This is a genomic window from Enterobacter cloacae complex sp. R_G8, from assembly GCF_024599795.1.
Taxonomy (GTDB): Bacteria; Pseudomonadota; Gammaproteobacteria; order Enterobacterales; family Enterobacteriaceae; genus Enterobacter; species Enterobacter dissolvens.
In genome coordinates, this window is sequence record NZ_CP102246.1 from 2,598,571 (window position 1) to 2,612,683 (window position 14,113).

The following is a 14,113-nucleotide window of genomic DNA, read 5'->3' on the forward strand; positions in this document are numbered from 1 at the left end:
AAGGCGGTTTGGCTAGTGGGGGGGACGAATGTAATTCCCTCTCCCGGTGGGAGAGGGAACGGTCGGAACACAGTGTTAGATCGAGGTACGACGGTAGCTGCGGTATTCCGGCATCCAGAAGTTGTCGTCGATGGCCTGCTGCAGCGCGTCGGCAGAGGTTTTCACCGCCACACCCTGCTGCTGCGCCATTTTCCCGACCGCGAACGCGATAGCACGCGACACCTTGTGAATGTCTTTCAGCTCTGGCAGCACCAGTCCTTCGCCATCGTTCACCAGCGGCGAGTGGCCCGCCAGAGTTTCGCTTGCCGACATCAGCATTTCATCGGTAATGCGCGACGCGCCGGAGGCGATCACACCCAGACCAATACCCGGGAAGATATAGGAGTTGTTGCACTGGGCAATAGGATAGGTTTTATCTTTCCACACCACCGGATCGAACGGGCTGCCGGTTGCGACCAGCGCGTTCCCTTCGGTCCAGGCAATGATGTCCTGCGGCGTTGCTTCTACCCGCGAGGTCGGGTTGGAGAGCGGCATCACGATAGGGCGTTCGCAGTGCTTGTGCATCTCACGAATGATCTCTTCGGTGAACAGCCCCGTCTGACCGGAGACGCCAATCAGGATATCCGGTTTCACGTTGCGCACCACGTCCAGCAGAGAGAGCACTTCGTTGTCGGTGTCCCAGTTCTTCAGGTTCTCACGTTTTTGCACCAGTTTGGTCTGGAACGGCAGCAGGTTTGGCATGCCGTCGGTCAGCAGGCCGAAACGGTCGACCATGAACACGCGGGAGCGCGCCAGCTCTTCGCTTAGCCCTTCACGCTGCGTCTGGGCGATAATCTGCTCGGCGATACCACAGCCCGCAGAGCCTGCGCCGAGGAAGACGATTTTCTGGTAGCTCAGCTGGCTGCCTGCCGCACGGCTGGCGGCGATCAACGTGCCGACGGTGACCGCGGCGGTACCCTGAATGTCGTCGTTAAAGGAGCAGATCTCATCGCGATAGCGGTTCAGCAACGGCATCGCGTTTTTCTGCGCGAAGTCTTCAAACTGCAGCAGCACGTCCGGCCAGCGGTGCTTGACCGCCTGGATGAAATCATCGACAAACTGATAATACTCGTCGTCGGTAATACGCGGATGACGCCAGCCCATATACAGCGGATCGTTAAGCAACTGCTGGTTGTTGGTGCCCACATCCAGCACCACCGGCAGGGTATACGCCGGGCTGATGCCGCCGCAGGCGGTATACAGAGAGAGCTTACCGATTGGGATCCCCATGCCGCCAATGCCCTGGTCACCAAGGCCCAGAATACGCTCGCCGTCAGTCACCACGATCACTTTGATATTGTGGTTCGGCACGTTCTGCAGAATATCGTCCATGTTGTGACGGTTCTGATAAGAGATAAAGACGCCACGGGAGCGACGGTAGATCTCTGAGAAGCGTTCACAGGCGGCACCCACCGTTGGGGTGTAGATCACCGGCATCATCTCTTCGAGATGGTTTTGTACCAGCCGATAGAAGAGGGTTTCGTTGGTGTCCTGAATGTTACGCAGGTAGATGTGTTTGTCGATTTCGGTTTTGAAACCCTGATACTGGATCCACGCGCGCTCTGCCTGTTCTTCAATGGTTTCCACCACTTCTGGCAGTAAACCCAGCAGGTTAAAGCTGCTGCGCTCTTCCATGCTGAAGGCGCTGCCTTTGTTGAGCAGGGGGAATTCGAGTAATACCGGGCCGGCATAAGGGATATATAGGGAACGATGTTTTTTCAGTTTGTTGTCCATGTCACTCACTCTTTTTTTGAAGATCCGTCCCTGACACTGCTGTTTGTCATCTTTCTGGCCTGTGCGATGGGGTGCGGTCAGGCGGTATTATAAAGGAGCTAAATATTAATTACCGCAACACATAAACAAAAACACCATCGGTTTTGCCGATGGTGTTGAGGGATCTCTCTCCGGGACTTACTTGCCCGCGTGGCGTTTTCTGCCGGTGGCGTGAGTGACCTGTGTTTCACTGTCGCCTTCAATCACCACTTTACGTTGGTTAGAAAGCTTGTAGTTCAGTCCCAGTATATGGCGTGCCTGACGGTTCGATTTCATGTTAACTCCTCAATCCTGTTGATAGTTTTAAGGACCAGTTCGCTTACGCAAACGAAATGTAACCCCTTAGGTTGCAGATCCAGCTTAGCAGGTTTTTACAAAGGTGCGTTTTGCCCGCTGACGACGTAGTTAATGGTCTGCTGGTAGATGTCACTGAGGATGTCATTGTCTGTGGATTCCACCCACCTGGTCAGTTCCATCAAAATGTCATCTTCAGTCACAGCACCATGCTCGGCGTGAAGACCCTGTGCAATCGCGTTAACGAGTTCAGGTTGTGCTGCTGCAGTATTGGCCGGGTAATAAGTAAACATGCTGCCTCCGTGTCGTTGTCTGTTTAATGGTACGGCTCGCAAAAAATTTAATTCACAAACAGAATGGCAAATATTTTGGCCGCTGTGTCTAAGATTCATCTTAGAAATAAAAATGACATAAGTGCATGCTTTTATGCGCTTTTAGAATGGGGGGATATATTGAGGGTTTACCGCGAGGTTATTTTGCAGGTGCTCCTGCTATCACCGAAATATAGCAGGAGCAGATTTTACATTACCACTTCATTTCGCCGGTATTCACTTTGGCGCTTAATTCCAGTGAGCTCTCTTCAGCCAGACCCGGATACTGTTTTTTCATGGCGCTGATCACGCCTGTCGATGTTTTATGTTCTGACAACGCCTGTTCGAAGCGCTGGAGATAATCACGGGTAAAGGCGATAGCACCGGTACCCGCCGGCGGTGTTCCCAGATAGTGACCCGGGATCACGCGTTCAGGCTTATGTGCCGCCATGCTTTCCAGCGTCTGTTGCCACTGCTTGCGGCTGGCTGGTGTCTGGGTGTCTGCCGTCCAGACGTGAATACCCCAGGCGACGCCGGTTCCACCGAGGATAGTTTTCGCCGACGGGATCCAGACATAGGCGGCGTAGCTTTCTGGCTGCTCGATATCAATCTTCTCGCCGTCCACCATAAAGGTCGTGGATGCCAGCACCTGCGGGACAACAAGCTCGGTTGGCGCACCGTCTTTCATCTGCGGGCCCCAGAAGGCAAGCTTGGCGTCTTTGGTGGCCTTGATATGATCAACCACCTGCTGTGTGGCCACCACTTTGGCATTCGGAAAGGCTTTCACCAGCGGTTGCAGACCAAAATAGAAATCCGGATCGCCAGAGGTAATGACGATTTTGTTCAGGGTTTTCCCGCTTTTGCGAATTTTGTCGACCAGCGCTTCGCCATCTTTGACGCTGAACTGGGCGTCAAACAGCACGGCCTCTTTTGGACCAGAGACCAGCGTGGAGGAGACCGCAAACATCCCTTTGTCCTGCGGGTTATAGGTATCAATGGTTAATGGCGCAGCAAACACCGCGGGCGTGATAAGCGTGGAAAGCAGTGCAAGGTGAGTGAATTTCATTCTGATGTCTCTGTTATTCAGGAAAGTCTTTATTGTACGGATATTCGCATTTGCCAGAATTCCTGAAACAAGACATGCTTTGTTTCATAAATCGAGCAAATGGGGTGTTATATGGATCGCGTTATTGCCGCTCAGGTCTATAACCGGATATGCGAGCTGGGAAGCCTGAGTGCAGCGGCCCGGGCGTTGGGGATCTCCCGTCCGATGGTGAGCCGCTATCTTGAGCAAATGGAGAAGTGGGCCGGTACGCGGCTGGTAAACCGCTCGACGCGCAAGCTGACGCTGACGGCGGCCGGAGAGAAAGTGCTGCAAAAAACGCGAACGCTGTCGCAACTGTCACAGGAAATTGAAGGCCAGTCGGAGAAAGATCTCCCTTCAGGCACGCTACGGGTGGCCTGCGCCCATTTTACCGCCATGCATCTGATTGCCCCGGTGCTGCCCGGTTTGCTTTCGCGCTACCCGCAGTTGCGCATTGAGCTGGATGTGAACAACCACCCGGTGAGTCTGGTCGGGGAACGCATTGATGTGGCGATCCGCATTACGGATAACCCCGAGCCCGGGATGATTGCCCGCAGGCTCGGGGAGTGCCGTTCCGTGCTGTGCGCGTCGCCGCAGTATCTTGCCACTCACGGCACGCCAGGACAGGTGGAGGAGTTAGCGCAGCACAACTGTCTGCATTACAGCTTTTTCGCGGGTCAGTCGTGGCACTTCCTGACGCCGGAAGGGGAAAACGTCAGTGTCGCCGTGAGCGGCAATCTTAGCGCCAGCATCTCGTCATTGTTGATGGAGGCGGCGGTGAAGCATTGCGGTATTGCGATGCTGCCGGAGCAGGAAGCACATGCCGCCATTGAACAGGGCACGCTGGTCCCGGTGCTGAGCAGCCTGACGCCCAGAACGTTAGCCATTCATGGCATCTATCAGTCCCGGGAATATCAGCCGGCAGCACTGCGTGTGTTTCTTGACCACATTGCGCGTCATCTGTCGAACGAGGCGCAGCAGGGCGGATAGTTATTTTGCCTTCAGCCACGGGGAGGCCGTGCTCCAGAAGATGATATCCGCGCCGAGATAACGCTCCGCAAACTGAACAAACTCATCTTTGGTGAACGGTTTTCCTGTCTCCGGGTTACGATAAGTCAGGGTCGGTTCCTGAACGGCCATGGCAACGAGCGAGAGCTTGTCTTTGTACTGATTGAAGAACGGGTAGGCATTCTTCATATGCGCCTTACGGTTGGGAACAATATCCGGACCGCCAAGCCCAATGTTATTGGCACTGGCGAACGCAAACAGACGTCCCATGTAATCATGGCCATTATTCCACTCGCACGGCCAGAAATTCACATACTGTACGACATAGGAGTGCCTGAATGCTTTTCGCGCATAGGCCAGGTTTTCCATTTCGCCGGCAAAATAGGTATCACATGAAAACCCCTTTGGTGGTTTTTTCTCGTCAGGATCAATCGCCGTTTCGGGCAGGTTCACGCCATACACCCGGCCGTCAAACTGTTTAGCAATAGCAGTCAATAGTGCCTGATATCGCTGGCGCACGGCGGGATCCCACTGCCGAGCCACCCAGCCCGACCCGACCGGTTTGCCTTCACCCGGGTTATCAAACTGCGGTGCAATGCCGCCGCCGTATTGCTTATCCTTCATCAGATAGTCAGGAACATAGCGGGCGTCTTTGTCGAAAAAGCGATCCTGAATTTGAATAAAAAGTTTTTTATCGGCGGCCTTAAGGCGCGCCAGATCCTGTTCTATCTGCGAGAAGTCATAGCTGTCTTTCGCTGGCTCCAGCGCTCGCCAGTTGTATACGATCTGCACGCCGCCGATGTCGCTTCGCGCGATAAGAGGGAATGCCGCATCGAGATCGCCAGAACTGGTATAGATAAAGTTTTCCGGGTTTTTTGCCAGCAGAGACAGCGACATAGCAAGGGTTGTTACCGCGACGGCGATCCTGATTCTTCTCATAAGTTTATCCTTTTTAGTCGTAGAGCAGGTGCAGGTTACGGAATTGTCTGTGTTCCAGGGTATGCCAGAGGCATAGTCTATACTTACCCCTTTGTAAGCCAAAAGGAGAGCAAGAATGACGATTCATAAGCACGGTTCGGCACACTGGTCTGGTGACATCAAGAAGGGAAAAGGGACGGTTTCAACGGAAAGTGGCGTCCTGAATCAACAACCTTACGGCTTTAACACCCGCTTCGAAGGCGCTAAAGGCACTAACCCGGAAGAGTTGATTGGCGCAGCACACGCCGCCTGTTTCTCAATGGCGCTGTCGCTGATGATTGGTGAAGCAGGCTACACAGCCGATTCCATCGATACCACGGCGGATGTCTCGCTGGATAAAACCGATGGCGGCTTCGCAATCAGCAAAATTGCGCTAAACAGCAAGGTCACCGTACCGGGTATCGACCCGCAGAAATTCGATGGCATCATCCAGAAAGCGAAAGCGGGATGCCCGGTGTCGCAGGTACTGAAAGCTGAAATCACGCTGGACTATAAACTTAACTGAGCATGAGCCGGGCGAAGGCCCGGCTGTTCCTTTAATACCCATAAGTCATTAACCGTATTTCATTAGCATCGGGCATTTCGGTAGAATTCATCTATTTAAAATTGTCTCATTGCGTGATTATCACTTTATTATATTTATTAATTTCGACAGAAATATACTCCACCTGCAAAGTTAGCCTCTATATAATATATTGTGCATTCACCTACCAATAATGGCTGAATGAAATGTCGAACACGTGCCCAGGCATTTTATTGCGCTTGTATTTTAATTCCATTGTCTATACTGACATTGCTGTTGTTAATAGATTAATGAACTCCACGGTGAATGTTATGAAATATTCAGCACTGACTCTTGGCTGTATTATGATGTTTTCTGGTTTTAGTTCACTCTCCATGGCTGAAGAGGCAAAAAAGGTTGATGCAGTACCCGCACCCAGACACGGCACGTCAGAAATGCCGCCTTCCCGACAGTATTATTGTTACAGTCAACAAGATTACGGCGGGGGTAGCGGGGGGATAAAAAATGCTGCATGCAAGGCGGCATACGAGGCCGCAGGCAGTGAAAACTGGCAGAGGGAGCGATTATTTAATAACTGGAATGCGTACTCTCAAAATGCCCCTAAAGATCAATGGCAAACAAAGGTGCCTGACGAACAATTATGCTCAGCGGGCATAGAAAATTATAAAAGTATTAATCTACCCAGCGCGGATTGGTACACAACGGAACTGGAAGTAAAAGAGGGTCGCGTCGCGCTGGATTATAAAGCCAGCCAGATGCACGACCCCAGTGAATTTACAGTCTATTTAAGCAAGCCCGATTTTGACCCCGCCACCAGTAAGCTGAAATGGTCGGATTTGCAGGAATCCCCTGAGGTGAAATTTGTGGGTATTCCAGATGGTACGAAAGCCGTCCCCGGACATTACAAACTCGATGTCAAATTACCGGAAGGCTATACCACCGGTAAGAAAGCCATTATTTATATTGCCTGGGCACGTCATGAAGATCCCGCGCGCGAGACCTTCTTCAGTTGCAGTGACGTGATCCTGAAAAATACCGCCGGCTAAAATTGCCGCACTGGCAGGAAATTAATCCACATTACGCCAGCAGCGCACGCTACGGCCCTCGTGTGAAGGCTGTAGCGGCTGCGGGCGTTCACACCCCTGTGTGGCCTGCGGACAACGGTCGCGGAAATAGCACCCCTCGGGCAGATGGCGGTTACCCGGGAGATCCGTTTTACGCAGCGCCAGGTTTTCATCCAGCGACTCACCGGTTCTGGGAACGGAATCGAGCAGCAGCCGGGTATACGGATGACGCGGCGTAACCAGCACCTGTGCCGCCGTGCCCAGTTCGACAATTTGCCCGAGATACATCACCGCCACGCGATCGCTCATGTGCCTGACAACCGAGACGTTATGGGATATCAGCACATAGGTCAGGTTGCGTTCCTGCTGTAGCTTCACCAGTAAATTGAGGATCTGCGCCTGTACGGAAATATCCAGCGCGCTGGTGGGCTCATCCAGCACGATGATGTCCGGGTCAGAGGAAAGAGCGCGGGCGATAGCAATACGCTGGCGCTGCCCGCCGGAAAAGGCGTGCGGCAGGCGGTCGAGATATTCCGGGCGGATACCCACCTGCTGCGCCAGGTTTTCAGCAAGCTGGCGTCGTTCCCGTTCGCTGCTGCGTTTTTGCACCCACACCGGCTCGGTGATAATGCGCCAGACCGGCAGACGCGGGTCAAGCGACGAGAGCGGATCCTGGAACACCATCTGCATACCGCCCGCGTGGTTTGTCCGTGCACACAGGCCGGCACTGGGTTTGAGCATCCCCATTAAAAGCTGCGCCAGCGTGCTTTTACCACAGCCGGATTCGCCAACAATCCCCAGCGTTTCGCCGCGATGGATCTGAAGATCCAGCCCGTTAAGAGCATGCACCTGTTCCGTGACCCGCCCCAGCCAGTTTTTGCGTGCGGGAAAGTTAACGTGCACGCGATCCAGTTCCAGCAGTACGTCAGACATGGGTTTTCTCCTGTTGCGGATACCAGCAGGCTGCCCGCTGGCCTTCGGCCCCCTGAGGCAGTAAGCGCGGCGTTTCAGTGCATTTTACGCCCGCAGCAAAACAGCGCTCCCGAAAAGCACACCCGCGCGGAAGCTGGCTAAGATTGGGCACTGTACCGGGGATGGCAGGCAGCATCTCGCGCGGCTCGCCGTTTTCAGGCGCACACTGCAACAGGCCGATGGAATAGGGATGAACGGGATGGTGGATCAGCGTTTGCGTGGTGCCGCTTTCAATCACGCTCCCGGCGTACATGACATACATCCGGTCGCAGAGTTGTGAAACCACCGCCATATCGTGGCTGATGAACAGTACCGAGGTTCCGCTGGCCCGCGCTTTATGCTTCAGCAATCGCAGTACCTGTAGCTGGACGGTGACGTCCAGTGCGGTGGTCGGCTCATCGGCAATAATCAGTTCAGGCTCGCAGGAGAAGGCCAGCGCAATCATCACCCGCTGGCGCATACCGCCGGACAGCTCGAACGGATAACGTTCCATGACCTCCGCCGCATCCGGGATCTGCATCTCTTCCAGCAGGGTGATCGCTTTTTTCCCGGCATCACGCCGTGAAAGGGGCTGATGCTGGCGGATCACCTCCACCATCTGTTTGCCAATTCGTCGCGTTGGGTTCAGCGCTGTCATCGGCTCCTGAAAAATCATCGCCACTTTGGCACCGCGCCACTGGCGGAGCTGTTTCTCGGATGCATTCAGGACATCTTCACCCAACAGTTTTACCTGCCCGCGATGGATCCGGTAACTGCCCTCCGGCAGCAGACGCATGGTCAGCATCGCCGTTACCGATTTTCCGGAGCCGGATTCGCCCACTACGCCAACAATCTCGCCGCGTTTGATCTCCAGCGATACGTGGTTCAGGGCGTGAACTTCGCCGCGAAATATCGGGAAGCTCAGGTGTAAATCTTCAATGGTTAATACTGCTTCGCTCATGCCTGTTTTCCTCCCGATTTCGGATCCAGCAGGTCGCGAATGCCGTCACCAAACAGATTAAACCCGACGGCAGTGACCAGAATTGCCGCACCAGGAAAGGCGCAGTACCACCACTGGTCGAGCACATAGTTGCGGCCCACGGCCACCATCGCTCCCCATTCGGCGGTGGGCTGCTGTGCCCCAAGGCCGATAAAGCCCAGCGTGGCGGCCATCAGAATGGCGCTGCCAATATCCAGTGAGGCCTGCACGATCAGCGGTGGCAGGGCGTTACGCAGAATGTGCCAGCTGATCAAATGCCAGCGCGACGCGCCAAAAGTGCGCGCGGCCTGCACATAGGTAAACTGGCGCACCACCAGGGTTTGCCCGCGCGCCAGGCGAACGTAAAACGGGATACGCACAATCGCAATCGCCAGCATGGCGTTAAACAGACTCGGCCCAAGCGCCGCCGCCAGCGCCATGGTCAGTACCAGCGAGGGAATGGAGAGCATAATGTCCATCACCCGCATAATGATGGCATCGCCGCGCCCGCCCAGCACGCCGGACAAACAGCCCAGCAGCGAGCCGATACTCCCGGCAATCACTACCACCGCCAGCCCGGCGGTAATGGATTGCTGGCTACCGACCAGCACGCGGCTGAACAGATCGCGTCCGACTTCATCGGTACCAAACCAGTGTTGCGCAGACGGGGCCTGCAACCGGGCAGTGAGATCCAGCGCGTTCGGATCATGGGGGACGATCCACGGTGAAGTTACCATCAGCAACAGCATCGCCAGCATAATCACCCCGCCGATCAGCGTGAGCGGGCTTTGACGCAGCATCCAGAACAGCCTTGGCCAGTCGATGCCCGGTTTCGTTGTGTTTACGGGGACGGGCGTTTCCTCAGTCAACATCATTCTGCACCTCCGCGCCCGATACGAGGGTCTATCCACAGATAGAGCAGATCAACCACCAGATTGACGACCACATAGGCCAGTGAAACCACCACGGCGAAGCCCATGACGGCAGGGAAATCCAGCGCCTGAATGGAGGTCACCACCCAGGCGCCCATGCCTGGCCAGGCAAAGACGGTTTCGGTCAGTACCGCACCATAAAGCAGATCGCCCAGCGCCAGCCCGAGTACGGTAATGGACGGGATCATCGCATTCGGCAGGGCATACCGCAGGACGATATACCAGCCCGGCAAGCCGCTGGCGCGGGCGGTGCGAATGTAATCTTCGCTGAGCTGCTCCAGCATGGCGGAACGTACCTGACGCGCCACGATGCCAAGATGAACAAACGCCAGCGTCAGTGACGGTAAAATTAGGTGTTGCAGGGCGTTGAAAAAGACCTCGCCGTTACCCTCCAGCAGGGCATCCAGCAGATAAAAGCCCGTCACGTGGGCCGGCGGGTCGAGCCAGTCGTCCAGCCTGCCGCCGCCGGGCAGAAGCTGCAGATGGCCGTAGAACAAGACGATGACGCCCAGACCCAGCCAGAAGGCCGGTGTGGAGATCCCGGTCATCGCCATCAGCCGTACCAGATGATCCAGCCAGCGGTTACGGTAGACCGCCGATAAAATCCCCAGCGGAACGCCGATCACCAGCGCCAGCAGCAGGGAACAGAACGCCAGCTCCAGCGTGGCAGGGAAGAAGGCTTTTAAATCTTCCGCCACCGGCCGCCCGGTACGGATAGAGGTCCCTAAATCGCCGTGCGCCAGGGCGTCCACATAGCGGCCAAACTGGATATAGAGCGGCTGATCCAGTCCCAGTTGCTGGCGAATGTTCTGCACAATCTCGTCGCTGGCACGGTCACCGGCCAGCAGGCGGGCCGGATCGCCGGGGATCAGGTGTGAAATGATAAAGGTGATGATACAGACACCGGCTACTACCAGGATTAACCCCCAGCAGCGCTGGCGCACAATGCTCCAGAACGTCATACACTTTCCCCCGGCGAAACCGTTACTTGCTCATGGTGGCGATGTTGAACACCTGCTCGAGCATTGGATTAAAGGTGAAGCCTTTGACCTCTTTGTTCATTGCCAGCTGGTAGTTCTTCTGGAACAGATAAACGTAGGCCGCTTCGTCAATCACAATCTTCTGCGCCTGCTGGTAATCGCGGGTGCGCTCCGCCTGGTCCGTGGTTTTCAGCGCCGCCTGCAGCAGGGAATCGACCTCTTTGTTCTCATAGAACGCGCGGTTGCCCGGCAGACCTTTTTTGTCCGACTCAAACCAGTAGTTCATGAACATGTACGGGTCGGCAAAGTCCGGGCTCCAGTTGCCAATGGCAATGTCATAATCGCCCTTGCCAACGCGGTCGCGCATGGTAGCGTTAGCCAGTTTTTCCAGCTTGACGTTAATGCCGAGCTTGCCCAGGCTGGCCTGAGTGGAGAGGGCGATAGGCTCCCAGTTCGGGTCGTTGTCCGAGTAGAGGAACGTCAGGCTGGCCGGTTTATCTTTGACTTTCTCCAGCGCCGCTTTCGCTTTGGCCTCGTCAAAGCTGTACTGCATGGCGGTGGCGTCGAAGCCCCACATGCCATCCGGGATCGGGCCGCGCATCTGCTTGCCGTTACCGCTGAGAATGCCTTTTACCATCCCCTGATAATCGGTCGCCCAGGAGATGGCCCGGCGCAAATCCACCTGATTCAGCGGCGCTTTGCTGTTGTTGAGATAGAGATAGGTCACGCGCAGGGACGGATACTCGGCTACAGCGACGTTGCCCTCCTGCTTGAGCGCAGAAAGCTGATCGACAGGCAGGGAGTCGGCAATATCCAAATCGCCACGGGAAAGCTGCAGGCGACGCGACGCGCTCTCACCGATAATTTTCACCGAGACGCGCTTAAAGTGGGGCTTATCACCCGCCCAGTGCGGGTTAGGCACCAGCACCAGCTGCTGACCTTTTTGCCAGCTCTTCAGCATAAATGGCCCGGAACCGGCGGTGTTCTGCGCCAGATAAGCCCGCGCATCATCGGCGGCATTGGCCTTCAGTACGGCCGGGTTAATAATCGATGCACCGTCATTCGCCAGGGTATAGAGGAAGGGAGCAAACGGCTGGCTGAGGGTGAATTTCACCGTGTGGTCATCAACGGCGTCAATTTTGAGATCTTTCGGGAACGCTTCAGACGGCCCCTGGCTGAGCTTCAGCAGGCGCTCAAACGACAGTTTTACCGCTTCGGCGGTGACGGGCGTGCCGTCAGAGAATTTAGCGTTGTCCGTCAGGGTGAAGGTCCACTCTTTCTGATCCTCAGATGCCTTCCAGCCCGTAGACAGATCGCCTTCGACCTCCGTGGTGCCAGGCTTGTACTTCACCAGGCGCTGATAGGACGGATAGGTGACAGTCCAGTCGTTGTTATCGATGGTGATTGCCGGATCGAGGGTTTGCGGATCGGCGGCTTTACCTATCACCAGCATGTCTTTCGGAACGGCGGCCTGCGCAGCAGGCATGCTCAGAGCCAGTGTGGCGGCGATAAGCGTCGTGAGAAGCGTTGTTTTCATGGCAGTGCTCCAGGTTTAAAGAGAGGTGTGCGTCAACGGAAAACAGGCGAAACGATCGTCAAGAAGGGGATAACTGGCGGCGTTTGGCAGCTCGAAGTGCCACCATTCGCTGCCGATCCCCACAAAGCCGCCGCCAAACATGATGGCGTTAAGCAGCAGGCGGTTGCGCTGGGCGTGCGGCGGCACGGAGGGGTGATACGGATGAGAACGGTCATCCATCTCATCAAACCCGGCGCCCATATCCAGCACGTTGTTATGTTCATCCATCAGGGTGACGTCGATGGCCGTACCGCGGCTGTGATTGGAGCCAATGGCCACATCCACCACATATTCCGGGTTCGGGCACGCATCCCACAGCTGCGCCTGCGCCTGCTGCGGGCGATAGGCGTCGTAGACCACCAGTTTCAGTCCGGCGAGCGTGGCGATGCCAATCGATTTCGCCAGCGCGGTGGCGGCATCGGTATGCAGCAAACACAGCGCCTCCTGATAGATGGGACGGCCAGTCAGGTTATCGGCGGTGGCGTATTTCAGATCGATATGCAACTCAGGAAACATTCTGGCGACATCAATCAATTCACTCTCTTCGGGCATAGCTCCGCTCCTTTAGCGTTCGAATTGTCCAAACTCTTGTTGTAATTCACGGTTTATCGTCAGACGGTCTGCAAGCGCATCACCCAGCGCCTGGACCACGCCCGACAGCAGCAGGTTGAAAAGACAGCTCACAGGGGCCAGCGAATCCCAGAAGTGGCCGGTATCGGTTTTAACCTGCAATAAATCAATGGGATAATCCCGCGCCCACGGACACCAGATATCGGTGATCAGGGCCATCGGAATACCTTTCTCACTTGCGACCCGACAGTACTGCCGGGCAATGGCGGAATAGGCGCGGGTATCGGTCAGCACCACATAAGGGTGGTCAAAACCGGAGTTGAGCGATTCAACCCAACTGCCGGATAACCCCTCGGAGTAGCTCACGCGCGGGCGCAGGTATTCCAGGTGGCTGAAGAAGGCGTTGGCAATCCCGCGCGTTGACTGGATCCCCAACACAAACACCGCGTCAGCATGGGTGAGTTGATGGACGATCTGCCTGAAGGCATCGGTCTGTGCCAGCTGATAAACATGGGTAATGGCATCCACCTCCAGCGAAAGGGAGTGCTGGAGGCGATCCGAGAGCGGACTTTGCTGTTGCCAGGAGTCCAGACGTTCGTTCATTCCCCATGGCTGATACGGATCGCGCAGGCTTTTTTTCGCATCGTCCAGGTTGCGATACCCCAGCTTGCGCAGGAAGCGCCCGACGGTGATCCCACTGGTGCCGGTAGTCAGCGCCACGCTCTCTGCCGTCTCAAACGGTATCAGCGCGGCATGCGCCAGCATCCAGCTTGCCACACGCTTTTCGCTGGGCGTCAGCTGGCTGAAGGTGGCTTCGATACGGCTCAGCATTTCGGGTTTGGTGGTCATTACCGCCTCGCTGTTAACCGGCTGTCAATGGCCGGAATTCTGTTACCTGGTTAACAATGCATGACGCGTGCCATGTTCACATGACGGCGAAAAGCCGCTGTGCTGTAAATTTCATGCAATATTTGATTAACCAGTGATCAACATTTGTGCAGCGTAGTTCACTTTTGGTGCAGTGTGTATTACGGTAAGCAAGAACTTTGAA

At 55.5% G+C, this 14,113-nt stretch carries 15 protein-coding genes; 3 read left to right on the forward strand and 12 right to left on the reverse strand.

The window, feature by feature from the left end; genetic code table 11:
- Positions 1 to 75: 75 nt before the first annotated feature.
- The 4 genes from NQ842_RS12285 to NQ842_RS12300 all read right to left on the reverse strand — a co-directional run bounded on the left by NQ842_RS12285 (position 76) and on the right by NQ842_RS12300 (position 3,483).
- On the reverse strand, positions 76 to 1,773 hold the full coding sequence (locus NQ842_RS12285; protein WP_013096532.1) for an NAD-dependent malic enzyme: 1,698 nt from the start codon (positions 1,771 to 1,773) through the stop codon (positions 76 to 78).
- A 177-nt stretch (positions 1,774 to 1,950) separates the two neighbouring features.
- On the reverse strand, positions 1,951 to 2,088 hold the full coding sequence (gene sra, locus NQ842_RS12290; protein WP_013096533.1) for a stationary-phase-induced ribosome-associated protein: 138 nt from the start codon (positions 2,086 to 2,088) through the stop codon (positions 1,951 to 1,953).
- A gap of 95 nt (positions 2,089 to 2,183) precedes the next feature.
- Positions 2,184 to 2,399, reverse strand: coding sequence for a biofilm-dependent modulation protein (gene bdm / locus NQ842_RS12295; protein ID WP_008501713.1), 216 nt, complete (start codon positions 2,397 to 2,399; stop codon positions 2,184 to 2,186).
- 232 nt (positions 2,400 to 2,631) lie between these two features.
- Entirely contained in the window at positions 2,632 to 3,483 is an 852-nt protein-coding gene (locus NQ842_RS12300) for a Vmh family MBL fold metallo-hydrolase (RefSeq protein WP_232943207.1), read from the reverse strand.
- Between the two features lie 111 nt (positions 3,484 to 3,594).
- On the opposite strand from NQ842_RS12300, the gene NQ842_RS12305 reads away from it, so the two are divergent.
- Positions 3,595 to 4,491 (forward strand): LysR family transcriptional regulator, encoded by an 897-nt coding sequence (locus NQ842_RS12305; protein WP_257255881.1) that lies wholly within the window; start codon positions 3,595 to 3,597, stop codon positions 4,489 to 4,491.
- Here the strand turns inward: NQ842_RS12305 and NQ842_RS12310 are convergent, their stop codons facing one another.
- Entirely contained in the window at positions 4,492 to 5,448 is a 957-nt protein-coding gene (locus NQ842_RS12310; RefSeq protein ID WP_257255882.1) for a hypothetical protein, read from the reverse strand.
- Between the two features lie 115 nt (positions 5,449 to 5,563).
- Between NQ842_RS12310 and NQ842_RS12315 the strand changes: the two genes are divergently transcribed.
- Complete coding sequence (locus NQ842_RS12315) at positions 5,564 to 5,992, forward strand: OsmC family protein (protein WP_014832005.1); 429 nt, start codon at positions 5,564 to 5,566, stop codon at positions 5,990 to 5,992.
- A gap of 329 nt (positions 5,993 to 6,321) precedes the next feature.
- Entirely contained in the window at positions 6,322 to 7,056 is a 735-nt protein-coding gene (locus tag NQ842_RS12320) for a lytic polysaccharide monooxygenase auxiliary activity family 9 protein (RefSeq protein ID WP_257255883.1), read from the forward strand.
- A gap of 21 nt (positions 7,057 to 7,077) precedes the next feature.
- Here NQ842_RS12320 and NQ842_RS12325 read toward each other — a convergent pair whose 3' ends face one another.
- The 7 genes from NQ842_RS12325 to NQ842_RS12355 are packed head-to-tail and all read right to left on the reverse strand — an operon-like array spanning position 7,078 to position 13,911.
- Positions 7,078 to 8,007, reverse strand: a complete 930-nt coding sequence (locus NQ842_RS12325; RefSeq protein ID WP_047024865.1) for an ABC transporter ATP-binding protein — start codon at positions 8,005 to 8,007, stop codon at positions 7,078 to 7,080.
- Positions 8,000 to 8,986, reverse strand: a complete 987-nt coding sequence (locus NQ842_RS12330; protein ID WP_020688688.1) for an ABC transporter ATP-binding protein — start codon at positions 8,984 to 8,986, stop codon at positions 8,000 to 8,002. Before NQ842_RS12330 ends, NQ842_RS12325 begins: the two co-directional genes overlap by 8 nt.
- The gene (ddpC, locus tag NQ842_RS12335) at positions 8,983 to 9,879 is read right to left on the reverse strand and encodes a D,D-dipeptide ABC transporter permease (protein ID WP_257255884.1); all 897 of its coding nucleotides are present in this window, start codon (positions 9,877 to 9,879) and stop codon (positions 8,983 to 8,985) included. Before ddpC ends, NQ842_RS12330 begins: the two co-directional genes overlap by 4 nt.
- Entirely contained in the window at positions 9,876 to 10,898 is a 1,023-nt protein-coding gene (locus tag NQ842_RS12340) for an ABC transporter permease (protein ID WP_013096543.1), read from the reverse strand. The genes ddpC and NQ842_RS12340 overlap by 4 nt, the downstream gene beginning before the upstream one ends.
- Before the next feature lie 22 nt (positions 10,899 to 10,920).
- Complete coding sequence (locus tag NQ842_RS12345; protein ID WP_050860652.1) at positions 10,921 to 12,453, reverse strand: ABC transporter substrate-binding protein; 1,533 nt, start codon at positions 12,451 to 12,453, stop codon at positions 10,921 to 10,923.
- 15 nt (positions 12,454 to 12,468) lie between these two features.
- Positions 12,469 to 13,044, reverse strand: a complete 576-nt coding sequence (gene ddpX / locus NQ842_RS12350; protein WP_014831998.1) for a D-alanyl-D-alanine dipeptidase — start codon at positions 13,042 to 13,044, stop codon at positions 12,469 to 12,471.
- Between the two features lie 12 nt (positions 13,045 to 13,056).
- Positions 13,057 to 13,911, reverse strand: a complete 855-nt coding sequence (locus NQ842_RS12355) for a MurR/RpiR family transcriptional regulator (protein WP_014831997.1) — start codon at positions 13,909 to 13,911, stop codon at positions 13,057 to 13,059.
- Between the last annotated feature and the right edge of the window lie 202 nt (positions 13,912 to 14,113).